The organism is Laspinema palackyanum D2c (assembly GCF_025370875.1).
GTDB lineage: Bacteria > Cyanobacteriota > Cyanobacteriia > Cyanobacteriales > Laspinemataceae > Laspinema > Laspinema palackyanum.
The window spans coordinates 10,149-24,302 of the sequence record NZ_JAMXFD010000035.1; the positions used below are offsets into that span (position 1 = coordinate 10,149).

The window sequence follows — 14,154 nt, forward strand, 5'->3', positions numbered from 1 at the left end:
GCAAACGGCCCTGGACTACTTCAACCAATCCTTGCCTGTATTCCGGCAAGTTGGGGATATCCGTGGGGAAGCAACTACCCTCACCTCTATTGGCCTAGTTTACTCGGACTTAGGAGACCAGCAAATCGCCCTGGACTACTACAACCAATCCTTGCCTGTATTCCGGCAAGTTGGGGATATCCGTGGGGAAGCAGCAACCCTCACCTCTATTGGCCTAGTTTACTCGGACTTAGGAGACAAGCAAACGGCCCTGGATTACTACAACCAATCCTTGCCTGTATTCCGGCAAGTTGGGGATATCCGTGGGGAAGCAGCAACCCTCAACAATATTGGCGCGGTTTACTCAGACTTAGGAGACAAGCAAACGGCCCTGGACTACTACAACCAATCCTTGCCTGTATTCCGGCAAGTTGGGGATATCCGTGTGGAAGCAACTACCCTCAACAATATTGGCGCGGTTTACTCAGACTTAGGAGACAAGCAAACGGCCCTAGACTACTTCAACCAATCTTTGCCCCTATTCCGGCAAGTGGGGGATAAGGCACTGGAAGCGACTACCCTCAACAATCTTGCGTGGACAAAGCGCAGTCAAGGCAACCTCCCGGAAGCGCTGACGGACATGGAAGCTGCCATTGCCCTTATCGAAGACCTTCGCACCAAAATCGATAGCGAAAAACTACGCCAGTCTTACTTTGCTCAAAATCAAAATGCCTACGAATTCTACATCGACCTGTTGATGGAACTGCACCAGCAAAACCCCGATCAAGGATATGACAAACAAGCCTTTAATGCCAGTGAACGCGCTCGCGCTCGCACGTTGTTAGAAATACTCGCTGAAGCCAATGCTGATATCCGCAGTGGGATTGACCCTGAACTGGGGGAGAAGGAACTCAACCTACAGCAGCGCATCAATGCCACGGAATCTCGGCGCATGGAGTTACTTTCTGGAGAACATACTCCAGAACAAGCCAATGCGCTTAAACAAGAACTGGATACTTTGTTACGGCAACTGGATGAATTAAGAGCAGAAATTCGCCGTACTAGCCCCCGATATGCTGCCCTGACTCAACCCCAACCCCTGACTGTCCAACAAGTTCAGCAGCAGGTGCTTGACCAGGATACTTTACTCTTACAATATTCCCTGGGTGAAGACCGTAGCTTCCTTTGGGCGGTGACTCCAGATAGTGTGGAGGTGTACGAACTCCCGTCTCGGGCAGAAATTGAGGAACTGGGAGAGCAATTTTATCGGTTAATGCAAAATCCCGACTATCGAGGTGAGAGCCGCAATATTACCGTGTCTCCTAACATTCCTCAAATCAATGCCTCGGCTACCCAACTGAGTCAGCTACTCCTCTCTCCTGTGGCGGATAAATTAGCTGGGAAGCGATTGTTAGTGGTGGCCGATGGCGTGTTGAATTTTATCCCCTTTGCTGCATTACCCACTCCGGAACAAGGGGATGAGTTGACGCCGTTGTTGGTGAATCAGGAGATTATTAATCTACCTTCCTCCTCGACTTTAGCGATTTTGCGACAACAAGATGCAGGACGAACCATTGCACCTCAAACGGTGGCGTTGATTGCGGACCCAGTGTTTGAACTGGATGATAGACGGGTTACGGGACAAACTGCGGTGAAGACATCGGATTTGGGTCGGATTGTGGTAAATCGTTCTGCGGAGACGATTATTGGGCGTCCGATTCCTGCATTGCCGGGGACTCGTCAGGAAGCGGAGGCGATTTTGGCGTTAGTGCCTGGGGGTGGGGCGATGTCGGCGTTTGATTTTGATGCTTCTCGCGCTACGGTGACGAATACAGATTTAACGCAATATCAAATGGTTCATTTTGCCACTCATGGGTTTGTGAGTAGCAGTAATCCGGAGTTGTCTGGGGTGGTGTTATCTCTGGTGGATGAGCAAGGGAATGGAGTGGATGGGTTTTTGCGCTTGCATGATATTTTTAATCTCCAGTTGAATGCTCAGGTGGTAGTGCTTTCGGCTTGTCAAACCGGACTGGGAGACTCAATTCGCGGTGAGGGTTTGGTGGGGTTGACTCGGGGGTTTATGTATGCGGGGACGCCTCGATTGGTAGTTTCGTTATGGAGTGTGGATGACAATGCTACGGCGGTATTGATGTCGAAGTTTTATGGAAAGTTACTCTCCCAAGGGGTGACTCCAGCCGAAGCGTTGCGGGAGGCACAGTTGGAGATGTTGGCAAGTGAGGATTGGAAGTCTCCTTATTTTTGGGCGGCGTTTACTTTGCAGGGGGAATGGCGATGAGGGGAGGTTGACTCGTCTTGATTTTGGGGGTGGGGTTTTTGGGGCCGATCGCTCTTGGGAAGAATTAGGCTTTTAGCCTCGAATAAAACCCCCAAATCTTTGAATATCAACTTGATGGTCAATTGTCATCGTTTAAGATTGGCAGCCAAGAGATGGAATACCCATAAAAATTTAAGGTTTTGTTATTGGACTAATTTAGGAGGTTTAGAAACATGAGTGAAGCCGAAGACAACGAAAAGTTTTTTCCTGATGACAATCCCAGCAAAGGAGAGTTATTTATTGAGGTCCCCAGTAATAGTCCTTCCCCTTATATTGAAAGGATTCCCAATGCTTTGGACCCGATGGGAGAAATTCAGGCGAGGGGAATGATTTTTCGAGGGTTATCCGGAGGAAATGTTCCGGGAATCATGCTAATTTTTGGCTGGATAATTTTTGGGACAGTTCCCCTGGTACTTTTAATCGCCATGATTAGTTTGGGCGAATATTCGCTGCTGCCTGTTTTTTTAGTTTCTAGTCTGATGATTGTGATTTTAGTGCGGGGGACCAAGGCAAAGCTGGATCGGCAGCGAACTCCAACCGGAAGGAGGCGAAGGTTCAGAAGAAGAAGATGAATTAAATCCCTGTTAAAAAGGGGGATTTTTTTAACAGGGATGGGTTGAGCCTCAATCTGAACTTTTAGGGGGATTTTTAGGCGGGATTTAGGTGAGGCAAAGGCGGCGCAAGACTGAGACGGGAATGGCATAAAACGATCGCTCACTGTAGGCATATCCGTTAGGCCCTTGCCGTTTTTGTTCTAAGGTAAAACTGAGCAACCCGATGACTTCTCCCCATTGATTTAACAGGGGTGAACCACTAATTCCACCTTGGAGGGGAATGCTCACTTCTAAGACGAGATCGCTGCATAAGGACTGGGGGCGAATTCGGTTGATTAATCCTACGTTACAGTAAAGATTTTCTTCAAATCTGCCCTCGTAAACCGCAGGAAATCCTAGGGTTAACACTCGTTCCCCTACTTCCACCAATTCAGAAAAACCCAATCGTAAAGGTGTCAGGGAAACTGAGGTGGGTTTTAAGTGCAAAATCGCTACATCATCGGGTCCCCAAGTGGGTAATTGAATAGAGGCAACTTGAATCATTCCCTGTTGGGTAATCACCTGAATGGTGTGGGGTAAAACACATTCTCCCGTTGTTTCATTGAAGACAACATGACGGTTTGTGGCGATGCGACTGCCTCCGATGAAAAAGCCACTACCATTGCCCGTATGTCCCGGGGAATTCACCTGAATCCATGCCACAGAAGCGGCATAAATCTGTACGGAATGGTTGAGATTCGTAAAGTCTGGACTGTGAATTCCTAGAGGTTGAGCTTGTGCTTGGAGTAAGGCATGGTAATCTTGCCGTTGTCGCGATCGCGCATAAATTTCTAGTCCCAATTCCACCTGATTGAGAGAGAAAGGAGGCTCAATTTTCTGAAAATATCCCATCGCCTCGGAGTAGCGCTGAAGACTGAGAAAATGCTGCGCCAACTCTTCCGCATTGCCATCGGGATTGACGGCTAAATTCTCGATCGCACTCAACCATTTGAGATAAATTCCAACCACTTCCGTTAATTCCGTTACCGCCTCACGAGTTCGTTGAAGTAAACTCGACCCTTCTTGATACATCAGTTTAACCCGATCGCTAATTTCGGTCCCCTTCCCATCTAACGACTGATACCCCTGAATCCAACTCTCACCACTCCGTTTCAACGTATCCCAGCGATCCTGTGCTAACCGCGCTTTCATCTCCAAATCATTGCGATCGCGATACAGTTCCAACAACATCTGATTATCGGTTTCCGTTAACAAATATCGGTCCCGATGGCTTTCATAAAAGTGCAACCGTTCTCGCAAGCGCACCGTCAACCCTCCCATTTCCATCTTCTCAATGGTCCCAAATTGCGCCATGATGTCTGCCGCAATTTTTTGTAAATGTCCCAACTGTTCCTGATAGGTTTGAGCCTCATAAAATCGAGTTTTCAGAGATGCCTGTTGAGCCGGAGTTAATAAATGAGAATCAGCAATGGTAATGCTACATTGATTCCCCGTCCCTAGATCCACCGCCGACACTTTTAAAAGGCAATTCGTATCAATATCAAAAGTCACCTCAATTTGGGGAACCCTTGCTTTGGCTGGAAAAATACCTTCTAAGATAAATTGTCCGATTTTGAAATTTTCCTCGGGAATCGGAGATTCTCCTTGAAACACCTGAATTTTAACCCGGGTTTGATTGTCTTCAACCGTTGTATAATTATGACTTTTCTTAGTTGGAATTGTGGTATGTTTAGGAATCAGCGCATCAAACTTAAACTCCGTGGGGGATACATAAGACTTAATCCCGAGACTAAAGGGAACCACATCCAGTAAAATCGTTTCCTGAAGGGCACCCAACAGAATCGCCGCTTGCAACGCCGCACCCCTCGCCACAGCCGTTAACGGATCTAAATCCGCACTCGCTTCTCGTCCAAATACATCCCGAATACACTGCCGAACCGCAGGCATAATCGCCCCCCCACCAATCAGCAGAATTCGGTGGGGTTTATGGGTGATTTTCTGACAAGTTTGGCGAATTTGATTCAACCAGGGGGCGGCAAGTTCTTCCAGTTCCTGGCGGGTTAGTTCTAAATCAATGGTTGTGCCATTCATGAATTGGGGAAGCTGAATTGTCCAAGCCTTACGGGTCGAAAGTTCAATTTTCAACTCTTCGCAAGCCTGACGCAGCCGGGTAGCGGCGAACCGATCGCTGGCAATTTCATACCCCGTTTCCCGTTCTATTTTCGTCACAAAATGGCGGTACAAAATCTCATCTAAATCCGCACTGCCTAGAGAATTATCCCCTTCAATTTCTAAGACTTCAAAAACCTTGTCCTCCACCTCAATAATAGAAATATCAAAGGTTCCCGCCCCCAAATCAGCAATTAAAACTGTTTCATTTTTAGCCACCCGATGATTCTGCGCCAAACAAGCGGCAGTGGGTTCGTGAATCAGTCGCAAAACATTGATATCCGCCAGCATTCCTGCGGTTTTGGTGGCTTGTTTTTGAGCATCATTAAAGTAAGCGGGAACCGTAATCACCGCATTGCTTAAAGGAATCGCCAGGGGATAACGATCCAGATAGGCTGTCACCCACTCTTCGGGGGGCACCGTTCCCATTGCTTGCGCCGCCAGTTTAGAAATCTGTTGGACAATCTTTTGCCGGAGGCGATCGCGGGCTAATTGCCGCGCACAATTAATAATTCGCGCCGAAATTTCTTCGGGACGATACACCACTCCCCCCGCTTTAAACTTAGTATCGGTTCCCATCTTCCGTTTCGCCTGGGTGACAATGGCGCGGGGGGATTTCCCCAGTAACTCCGAGATGGGAACCCCCACCAGTTCTCGCCCGATCGGGTCGATCGCAAATACTGAAGGAATTTGTCGTTTTCCCTGCCATTCCACCACTTCCACTTCTGCTGTCCGTTGGTTATACAAACAAACCACACTGTTACTGGTGCCGAGATCCAAGCCGATCGCATCAATGTAGTCCCGTAACACCGCTTCCGTGGCGGCTTGCACCCATCGAGGCGCTTGTTGTTCAAACTTGCGCCGATCCAACGCTTCAATCTGCGGCAGTTCCCTTGCTACCAAATTCAGCAAGCGATCGCTCACTAAGCCGCGATCGCCCAGTTCCTTGATCCGTCGCAATAACTGCGCTTTTTCTGCTGGTGATCGCTCGGGTTCGTAGGCTTTTGCCGCATACAGTTCCGCCAATTCCTCCATTCGTCCAGCTTTTGTGAGTAATTCAATGAAGCGCTCATCAAACACCACCTGGCGATCGCCCACCTGTTGCCGTCGCAGTTCCGCCGCCCGTTCAAATTCCTTCGCCTGTTCATACATCGCAATGGCGCGATCGGTTTCCCCTAACTGTTCATACAACAGTCCCGCCATAAAGAAATCTCCCCCTTGTTCCAGCAGTTGTGCCTTTTTCTGAGGAACAAGCTCATTTGTCTCACTATCTGCCTCATCCAGGGCTGATAACGCTTGCCCGAACGCACCAGCTTTTTCAAATAACAAGGATGCGGTAAAGTAATCTTGGGCTTGCTGCGCCTTCACTGCCGCTTCTTGATAGTTTCCTGCCGCTTCTTCCAACCCACTCCAGGCTTTGAAAAGTTCAATCTCTCTCACTCCTTGCGCGTCGGTTAACTGGAGTTCCAACCCAGCGCGAGCCGTTTTGAGGACTTCCCCAAGTAGATGCTGGGTGCGACTGGCTTCAGATTGGACGCGGGATGAGGGGGAATGGTTGCGCCATGCTATTTCCAGGGCTTTCAGCAGACGTACCGAGGACAAAAAATCCTGGCGCTCTAAGTGCGATCGCACGGTGGTTTCCATACTCTCTCGGATCTGATCAATCCACTCCGGACTAATGCTGGGACGGAGTTGGACTGCTGTCGGTAAGTTCCCCAGTTGGTAATGACAATCACTCGCCCGTTCCCAGTCACCCGCTTTTTGAAAATGCTCTAACGCCGTTATATAATCGGCTTCATCCCAGAAACAGCAACCCACTTTTTGATGCGCTTGGGCGATCGCCTCCGAGGATTGGATGCGCTCAGATAAGCTCAACATCTGAAGTGCATTCTCTTTTCCCCCCATCCGCATTCGGTAGGCGATCGCATCCGAATACTCTCGCAACTCTTCCGCTAAATTCGCCGCCTCTTCCCAGCGCTCAATCAAAGCATAAACCGGATGCAGGCGAGGCAGTTCCTGGGATGTTAATTCTAAGAAAAAGGCTTTCCAGGGTATAGTTTCATCAAAGGAATGAGAGACTAACAATTTGGCAATAATCTCTTGCAAATTTACCGGATTCAAATACCCTGCTTGCCGTTGCTGCACCAACTTTTTCAGCAGTCCATTATGGTCACCTAGTCGAGCGGTTTCCATACAGATAATCTGCTGGATTTCCCGTCGAGATGCGTCATCTTGCACTCGCCCAGACAGCCGCCAAGCGGCATCTAATGCCTGAACCGTTACCGGGTCTCGTTTCAGCAGAATCCTCAGCGATCGTTGGGCGGAAAATGTCCCCGTTGGCGGTAATTTTCCCAGGCGTGGCTCAAATTGATTAATCACTTGAATCAATTGAGAGGAATCACCCGTGGAATAACGACCCAAAGCATCATATTTTGCCGCCCGGTCCAAAACTTTTGCGTAGGTTTTCCAAATCTTTTCCCGGTCTGGATAACTGGGAGTTTCCAAGGCTAATAACTGCTCTAAACTTTGGCAACTCCGGCGTAATTGTTGGAACCGATTGCCAACTCCTTTGAGTCGGAGTTTCTCAAAAAGATTGGAAACCAATCTGAGCAGGTTTTTGAAAAGATTACCCACAGGGTTTGGTGATTTTAATTTCATCTTAGATTTAGACATGAGGTATAAGTTGAGTTTAAATATCGCTAAGGTAAACTCCATCGGGACTCGTAAAACACCCTCTGACTATTTCACCTAGAGAATTCTGCCATCTTCCGCTTCAAGACTTCAGTAAACCCGGGATGACTGTTCTAAAAAGCCCCGAGTTTTCCCGTCCATCTAGTTAGCATTTCTGCTGCTGGATAATATTTGTATTCTCTGTGACGATATCCCTCGGGTCATGAATTTAGCTCGAACCCTAGAGAAACCGGGCGATGGAATCATGGCCCTGCGAATCCAACCTACACCCATCCCCGGAATCCAGTAATCACCTTTCATGTCACCCTTGCCCATTAAAATTGGTTAACAATTCGCGAGAGTCTGACCGGACAAACTCATTTTTCGATTCTAATCCAGGATTCCCTTGATGTCATCCCCTTGAGTCATCTATTTACCGAAAGTCAAGATAAACTGTCGCCACAAAATAATATTAAGAAATAATAAGAAACCCTGATAAATGCTTTATATCCCGTTTATCCCTCTTCACGGCATAGGCAAAGAGGGATTTTCGCCCTTGGAGGTTAGAATCCCAATTTTAATTGGATTTCCAAGCAATAATAGTGCGATGACGCGGATCCGTAGGCACTGTTATTTTATGGGTCAACCCTACGGCTTCTATTTCTGTTTCTAAATTTAAGGTATAGTATTCATCGGACCAAGGTTCTGTACTTTTCATTAAAGTGAAAAGCACCGGGGGCAAATTTTGAATGACGGGGGATTGAGGATTGTTATCTACCAACGCTAAATATCCCCCTTTTCGTAACAGACGAAAAGCTTCTTGGAAAATAGATTTAGTCGCTTGATGGGGTAATTCATGGGTAACAAATTGGAGGGTTATCAAGTCAAAACTTTCTGACGGTAAATTGGTGTTTTCGGCTTGTTCATGTAGCCATTGAGAAATTTCCTGATTGACATCAAGGGTTTGGGCGACGGCTAACATATAGGGAGATAAGTCTAAGCCGACAGTGCGAGGAGGTATGTCTTGCTTGTTTTTGTAATAACGATGTAGCGTTAACGTTGACAGACCAATTGAACAGCCGATATCGAGAATATCTGCCACTTTTTTCGGGCCATATTCTCCTAAAACTTGGTGAAAGCTACCGCGTAGCCGATGTTGTGCCACTTCCCAGCTTATTTGTTCTTTTGGCCATACTCTGAGGGCCATTGCGTAAGTAGCAGACTGGGCTTCAAATGCCGCGTCCCAACATAGATTACCGCGCTCATAGGCGTGAAAAGGGACTAAGTAATAGTCAGGATAGGTAATAGTTGGGTTCGTGAGTTTTGCGAGTAAATTTTTAGCTTCAGACTCTGCTAAATCCGAATAGTTTTTTCGCCAGGGAATGCCATTTTTTTCGGCGGTTTTGATAATAACCTGTCGGGCTTGTTGTTTCATTAGCCAATAAATAGGCTTGGTCTGAATCAAAAGGTTGACAAATTGGGAGAGGAGGTCACTGCCTGCCCAGTCTGGTTTAAGTTTTCCGGTCATTATACCAATAGCAAAAATTAGGACATTTTTTATTCTAAGTTGGGGAGGACACTTCTGCTCTTTTATTTTACTTGGGGAATAGAAAATAATATATATATTATGCAAACTGATTTCTCTTTTTATATAACAGAGAAGAGATCAGTTTAAAAAGGAGGGCGATCGCGATCGCCCTCCTTTTATAAATATTAAATTACGAACATTAAACCACGAACTACAGTTCAGAAACAACAGCAAGTCATGAGGATGAAAAGCTCTGAAAAGAAACTAACCGGGCAAGGGTTAGACCGATCGCCGGTTATCAAATAAGCCGAGCAATGGACCTAGCACTGTACCCACTACGAATCCCCCAGCGTGTGCCCAATAAGCAATTCCGCCACTTTCCATGCCGATGTTGGTTTGTTGAGATAGACCCGCTATACCATACAAGGCTTGCTGGACAAACCAAAACCCGAGAAAGAACACGGCCGGAATGCGGAAAGTAGTCAGGAAAAATCCCAAGGGAACGAGGGTGAGAATTTTGGATTTGGGATAGCGTAAGATGTAAGCCCCCATGACCCCAGCGATCGCCCCGGATGCACCCAATGAGGGAATAGTTGAATCCATCGAGAAAAACCACTGGGCTAATACCGCTATCGCTCCACAGGCTAAATAAAAGATGATATATTTTATATGCCCTAAGCAGTCCTCGACGTTATTGCCAAAAATCCACAGGAATAACATATTCCCACCGAGGTGCAACCAGCCCCCATGTAGAAACTGAGAACTAAATAAGGTAATCCACTCGGGAACCGTACTAGGGCTGGGTTGTCCGGCAAAGCTGGCACTCAGTTGTTGGGGAACAACGGCCCAATCTTGCAAGAATGCATCTAACTGTCCCTGCTGTTGTAAAGAAAGTTCGTAAAAAAAGACCAAAATATTAACGGCGATTAACCCATAAGTTACATAAGGGGTAATTTCCGTTGGCGTTTCATCATGTAAAGGAACCACAGATTTTATCTTGCTTTTTTCAAACGGTTTGGGACCAAGATAACAAATCTCAGGGCGATCGCCAAATAACCCGAGGCAGAGATCGCCGCAAAAAACCCCTCCGGCAGCCAGAGGGGTTTCGTCTTAAACAGGGCAGAAATTGCCGAAATCCGAAAGCCAAGGTGTCAATCGACTTTCAGAGCGATCGCCTCATCCCCAAGGATGAGTCAAACAATCTACCAGCCTTTTTCAGCTTGTTGGAGAACGTAGGTAGCGACATCTTCGATTTGATCGTCACTCAGACGGCCCCCAAAAGCAGGCATGGCATTCTTACCATTCTTGACCTGAGTCGTGATGGCGTCAATAGAATTCATGGCGTACTGATCGAGAGCATCTTTTTTCAGGGTTTTGTTAGCCATGATCACGTTATTGCCACCGGCATGACAAGCGGCACAGTTGGCGCTAAAAATTTTGGCACCATTGGCGGCATCTCCAGCGAAGGCGGGAGGCACGAAGGCAACAGTCAGGACGGCGATCGCCAACAAAACGATGGATAATAGTCGCTTCAAAGTAGTTCTCCTCTATTTAACTCAGAATTGTCAGTCAAAAAGTATTTTATCCCGGTTCGTTAACATCCAACGCGATATGCCCAATCGATTCGGTGATGTTTTTCGTAAATTCCCCAACCGAAGCGATCGCTAGACCCCCTAACCCTAGCCCCCATTTCCGTGACAACCCCGTTGAGCGTCTCGGGTAAAAACCTTTACAGTAGAGGCAAAGTCGGCAATTTAGCTCCCCTCCGACAGCCTCGGGAAGGGGTTCCCCCGGGAGGAACTCAACCCCTCGGTATTGTGCATTCGTCCTTTACACTAAAGGGTGATGGGGAGATTTAACAAAAAGATGTAGCTGTAATGTTTGTGTCTTCTCTTAGACAGGCGATCAATCCCCAACCCATCACCACCACGGCAGATACCAGTGTAGAAGCCGTGATCGCGCTGATGAGTCGGGCCAGAACCAGTGGTGTCCTCATCCTAGACTCTCAGCGAGGAAACGGGACTCAACGGGAGCAATTAATCGGGATTTTTACAGAACGGGATGTGGTCCGAATGATTGCAGCCTCTCAAAAATTTAAGGGAGTTGCGATCGCGGAGGTGATGACAAAAAATGTCCTCACCCTGACCGAATCCTTAACCGAGGATCAAGATATCGTCACCGTACTGACCCTATTTCGTCAACATCGAATTCGCCATCTGCCCGTATTTGATGTGAATGGAACCCTCATGGGTATCCTCACCCAACAGGGGATCCGTACCGTCCTCAAACCGATTGATTTCATGCGTCTGCGGCGAGTGGCGGAAGTGATGATCACTCGGGTGATTCATGCCCCAGTCTCGACCACGGTGATTAATATTGCCAAACTCATGGCAATTTATAACGTCAGTTGCGTCGTGATCGCTCAAGCGGATCATCAGGGATTAACTCCCCTGGATTCAAGCTGGGGGGTGTGGTCCGCAGATAGCTGTCAAATCAAACCCGTTCGTCCCGTGGGCATCATCACCGAACGGGATATGTTACAGTTCCGGAATCTTGAACTAGACCTAGAGCGCCTCAGAGCCTCGACGGTGATGAGTGCGCCCTTATTTCCGATCGCCCCGGTTGCTTCCTTGTGGGAAGCCCATCAGCAGATGCAACGGCGACGGGTGCATCGCTTAGTCGTGGTCGGAAATGAGGGGGAACTTGGGGGAATTATCACCCAAACCAGTTTATTGCAAGCCTTAGACCCGATGGAAATGTATGCAGAGATTGAGGTCTTACAGGAATTATTGCAACAATCGGAATCGGAACGCGAAGCCCTGCTCAAGCAACTGATTGCTCGGAATAAATTACTTGAATCTCTGGCCCTGACCGATGAGTTGACCGGATTACCCAACCGCAGGGCAATGGAACAGGCGCTGCCCCAAATGCTCCCCCATTCTGCGGCCCAGGAGAAGTCTGTCTATAGCGACTATATTTGCCTGTTTGCCATTGATGTGGATTTTTTTAAACGGGTGAATGATACTTATGGTCATCCCACCGGAGATGAAGTGCTCAAAGAAATTGCGGCGCGGTTGCAAAGACGGGCCCGGGCGAATAGTTGGTTTTATCGCTATGGGGGGGAGGAATTTATTTGTTTAACGGTGGGGATTGGACCGGAAACGGCTTGGGAATATGGGGAAGAGTTGCGAGAGGCGATCGCCCAGGAACCGTTCATCACTGCCGAGGAGGTAGAAATTCCCATAACCATTAGCATGGGTGGGGCGATCGCCCCACTTTCGGGGATAACCGCCGCCGGGGTCCAAATCGGACAAGACCCCCAGTCTTTACTAGAGTTTGCCGATCGCGCCTTATATCAAGCCAAACGAGAGGGCCGCAATCGAGTGCAGTTCTGTCCTTATTCGGAAATTCTCTGCAAATTCGACCCTAACCCTCTCGATGCCCAGTAATGGCATTAACCTGTAAAGTCTTTGGTCCCCCAACCCGGTGCTTTTTGAGCCGCCCGGATAATAAAGGCCGCCATGTTTTCCACCTGTTCCGTCGGCAGCCAAGTCTCCGAGACCTCTCGACACCAGTAGATGTCCTCGCTGCCGTCATAATTCATCGGGGTCCGCATATAAGCGACCAACCCTTCGAGATTATTCCGGGGGGGGGTTGCGCCGCTGAGGTCCTCTAGGGACAGAGAGACTGCCGGATAGGGCAAGGTTGCCCCTCCCACATGACAGTTCAGGCAATGTTGTTTAAATAACTCTTTGCCTTCATGCAAACCCTCCGGAGAAAATAAGCGGGTTTCTCCTTGCTGATTGATTTCGATGGGCACGGGCTCGGTTACCTGCAAATAGCGGCGCAAATAGAGGTCAATCGAGTCGGCCTGTGCCGGTAATGTGAAATTCATAAAACCCAGGCAGGTAACGACGATCGCCACCACTGAGCGGATTAAAAATTTTTGCAACATTAGCACTTGAGTTGGGGTGCGGTTTAATCGCGAATTCTGACCCTGGATTTCCACAGGTGATGAGTCGGGAATCCTTTAGGGGGGATAAGCACACTCAGGGTTAGAAACTCTCACTCCGACGCCGGTGCCACGGACAAGAGTTGGGTTCAAGGGTGAGCATAGAGCGTTTTGGGGTTTGGAGAATCCCGCTCTTGTCGATCGCCTCTCCTAGGGGAGAGGGAGTACCGATCGCTGATTTCCCAATCCCCAAAACGCCCTTTTGCACTTGAGTCCTTCCGTTACAACATCCGTGAGGCCCGGTCGAGTCTGAATGCAGTCTGTAACCGATGGTCCGATTTAGCGGTAGGCTTTACCACCACCCCATTGGATGCCTTGGATTTTAGGCTGAATGAGGATGTGTCCGGCGATCGCGAACAGATCGTCCTCGGTCAGATTTCTCATTTCGGCGAAAATATCCGCACTCTTAATGCTGGGGTGTAATTCGGAAATGTCCGTCTCCCCGTCATAGCTTGTCGGATTCTTCATGTAATCGATTAACCCTTCAATCGTATCTCGTCGAGGAGTGGCAAAGGCCAAATCTTCTTGGCTCAAACTCACGTTGAAGTCGGTTTTGGTCACCCCACCGGCATGGCATTTGGAGCAGGTATCGTTAAATACCCGTTTGCCTCGTTCAACTTGTTGCAAGCTCAAGACGATCGTCTCGCCACTGTCGTTTAAGGGTACGGTGCGGATCCCGCGATCGAGTTCCACTGCCGTGGCATTCCCGACAAATATTTGAAAGGTGAAGAATACAGTGGCTACAGCCAGCCAGATGCATCTTTTCAGCATGGTTTTCCTCAAAAAAAAGCGGATATGGTATTGAACGCTAAACACAGCTCAGGCTTTGATTAGCTCGGTTGCTCACGGGTTCGGAACTGCTCCTATGTCCATTGATTGCTTTCAAAATGCGTCATCCGCGCTCGGG

General features: G+C 48.2%; 10 protein-coding genes. 3 read left to right on the forward strand and 7 right to left on the reverse strand.

What is annotated here, in order from left to right:
* Positions 1-2,275 (forward strand): CHAT domain-containing protein (locus NG795_RS25480; RefSeq protein ID WP_367291408.1); only part of this gene is annotated, 2,275 nt, incomplete at its 5' end.
* A 212-nt stretch (positions 2,276-2,487) separates the two neighbouring features.
* A complete protein-coding gene (locus NG795_RS25485) occupies positions 2,488-2,886 on the forward strand; it encodes a hypothetical protein (RefSeq protein ID WP_367291409.1) in 399 nt (132 codons plus the stop codon).
* An 87-nt stretch (positions 2,887-2,973) separates the two neighbouring features.
* Here NG795_RS25485 and NG795_RS25490 read toward each other — a convergent pair whose 3' ends face one another.
* The 4 genes from NG795_RS25490 to petJ all read right to left on the reverse strand — a co-directional run bounded on the left by NG795_RS25490 (position 2,974) and on the right by petJ (position 10,770).
* Entirely contained in the window at positions 2,974-7,641 is a 4,668-nt protein-coding gene (locus NG795_RS25490; RefSeq protein WP_367291410.1) for an Hsp70 family protein, read from the reverse strand.
* Between the two features lie 643 nt (positions 7,642-8,284).
* A complete protein-coding gene (locus tag NG795_RS25495; protein ID WP_367291411.1) occupies positions 8,285-9,235 on the reverse strand; it encodes a class I SAM-dependent methyltransferase in 951 nt (316 codons plus the stop codon).
* Between the two features lie 279 nt (positions 9,236-9,514).
* Complete coding sequence (locus NG795_RS25500; protein ID WP_367291412.1) at positions 9,515-10,222, reverse strand: rhomboid family intramembrane serine protease; 708 nt, start codon at positions 10,220-10,222, stop codon at positions 9,515-9,517.
* A 215-nt stretch (positions 10,223-10,437) separates the two neighbouring features.
* Positions 10,438-10,770 carry a cytochrome c6 PetJ gene (gene petJ / locus NG795_RS25505; RefSeq protein ID WP_367291413.1) on the reverse strand — a complete coding sequence of 111 codons (333 nt, stop codon included), beginning with the start codon at positions 10,768-10,770 and terminating at the stop codon, positions 10,438-10,440.
* Positions 10,771-11,118: 348 nt separating this feature from the next.
* Between petJ and NG795_RS25510 the strand changes: the two genes are divergently transcribed.
* Positions 11,119-12,684: a diguanylate cyclase gene (locus tag NG795_RS25510; RefSeq protein ID WP_367291414.1), complete on the forward strand. Its 1,566-nt coding sequence runs from the start codon at positions 11,119-11,121 to the stop codon at positions 12,682-12,684.
* A gap of 5 nt (positions 12,685-12,689) precedes the next feature.
* Here the strand turns inward: NG795_RS25510 and psbV2 are convergent, their stop codons facing one another.
* The 3 genes from psbV2 to psbV all read right to left on the reverse strand — a co-directional run bounded on the left by psbV2 (position 12,690) and on the right by psbV (position 14,018).
* Positions 12,690-13,190 carry a photosystem II cytochrome PsbV2 gene (psbV2, locus tag NG795_RS25515; protein WP_367291446.1) on the reverse strand — a complete coding sequence of 167 codons (501 nt, stop codon included), beginning with the start codon at positions 13,188-13,190 and terminating at the stop codon, positions 12,690-12,692.
* Between the two features lie 100 nt (positions 13,191-13,290).
* Complete coding sequence (locus NG795_RS25520) at positions 13,291-13,455, reverse strand: hypothetical protein (RefSeq protein ID WP_367291415.1); 165 nt, start codon at positions 13,453-13,455, stop codon at positions 13,291-13,293.
* A gap of 71 nt (positions 13,456-13,526) precedes the next feature.
* On the reverse strand, positions 13,527-14,018 hold the full coding sequence (gene psbV, locus NG795_RS25525; RefSeq protein ID WP_254567898.1) for a photosystem II cytochrome c-550: 492 nt from the start codon (positions 14,016-14,018) through the stop codon (positions 13,527-13,529).
* Between the last annotated feature and the right edge of the window lie 136 nt (positions 14,019-14,154).